Raw genomic sequence first — 1,743 nt, 5'->3', positions numbered from 1 at the left:
TAAAACAAAGTGAGACGTTCTAAGACATACCAATCGATTCGATTGAGCCATTTCTTTCCTAGGGGTGATATTTGGTAATAGTTCTTGAAACCTTGTAGTTTCTTATTTAGTCCTTTCACCAATTCCCTGATGTCTAGATAAAGCTTATTTCGTGGCTCGGTATAGGCTTTTATCTTTGTACGCATTTTCTTCAGTGCGTTCTTTTTTGGTATGTGAGACATTACATGTACGGTACTTCCACCTTTTAATCTCTTTGGAAACTTTCGATTATGAAAACCAAGAAAATCAAATCCATCTATATCATTCCACAGATTAACTAATCTTGATTTGTCTCGATTAATAGAAAGGTCAAGTTTTCCCATTATTGACTGAATGACCTTTATACTTTCCAGTGCCTGTTGTTTGGTTTTACACATGATGACGAAGTCATCTGCGTAACGTATTAATTCTCCTAGGTGATTAAACTTCTCTTGCCATAATCTATCCATTGTGTTCAGATAAATATTTGCTAGTAACGGAGAAATTACACCGCCTTGCGGAGTTCCGGATATTGGATTCCTTATCTTTCCTTCTTCCATAATGCCCGATTCTAGCCATTTCCGAATTAATTTTAAGACCCGTCGGTCGCTAATTCGTTGTTCAAGCAGTTTCATCAATTTGATTTGATTGATGTTGTCAAAATACCCTTGGATATCGACGTCTACTACCCAAAAGCAATTTCTGCTTGCCTTTCTTATTTTGGCTAGTGCTTGGTGAGCATTACGTTTAGGACGAAAACCAAACGAACAGTCATGGAAGTCAGCTTCAAAAATTGGTTCAACGACCATTTTCGTTGCCATTTGTGCCACTCTATCTTTAATGGTTGGTATTCCTAATGGACGTTTCTTTCCATCATCTTTCGGAATATAGGTTCTTAGGACTGGACTTGGGTGATATTGTTTCTCCTTCAATTCTAGATAAAGTTCGTTCATAAACTTCTTCTCACCGTAATCCAAAACGATTTGTTCAATCGACTGTCCATCGACACCTCCACTACCTTTCTTACGTTTCACACGTTGCCATGCCTCCCATAGAATATCAGGACGATAAATTTTGTCATATAAAGCGTGAAATCTACGAGTTGGACTCTCCTTGGCACAAAGATATAACGTCTTCCAGAGTTCTTGAGCTTTTGCACTATTGGTGTAGTTAGCCATTTTCTTGGCATTCACTGACTCTTACCTCCTTCTGACATATGAACGAAGTAGGGTACTGGCTTACGCCGTCCTTCCCTAGACAATGTTGTGTTGTCATTGTCATCATAGGTACTATGACCCCCTCCGACTCCCTTTCATCCATCCACCATTTCGTTTGCACTTATAGGTTTCTGTTTTACTTTCTTCCGAAAGTGATGATGAGGGTCTCCCCAGTTCCGTTAACTACTTTCCTAACATGTCGTTCCCCTTATCCCGAGAGATTCTTCGGTGCTGCTCCTCCAAGTTCTTCACACCTTCCATGGTCTTCGCCCATTTACTCAAGGCTCGACTTCTCCTTAGCCACAAACAGTGGATGCTCTTGACGAGACGGCAGGATTCACTTTATGTTACAACCTGTTAGTTTGCTTGCACTCTCAAGAGAGTTACTTTGTCACAGGGCTTCAACCTTAGGATTTCTCCACCAGTTGCCTGTCAGCTACCGAGCGTCTTGGAACTTACTCGGGTCGGACTTTCACCAACTAGCAATTAACGGCTTGCTGGGCACGCA

Annotated in this window: 1 protein-coding gene; it reads right to left on the bottom strand. The window is 41.0% G+C overall.

Translation table 11 applies throughout. From position 1 onward, the window contains the following. On the bottom strand, positions 1-1,211 hold a 1,211-nt coding region (gene ltrA / locus COD11_RS25910; RefSeq protein WP_098799760.1), incomplete at its 3' end, for a group II intron reverse transcriptase/maturase. Positions 1,212-1,743 lie beyond the last annotated feature (532 nt).

The sequence above is a fragment of the Bacillus sp. AFS040349 genome, from assembly GCF_002577655.1.
Taxonomy (GTDB): Bacteria; Bacillota; Bacilli; order Bacillales; family Bacillaceae; genus Metabacillus.
Note: the sequence above shows the minus strand (reverse complement) of the source record. Positions and strands in the feature narration are given on the sequence as shown.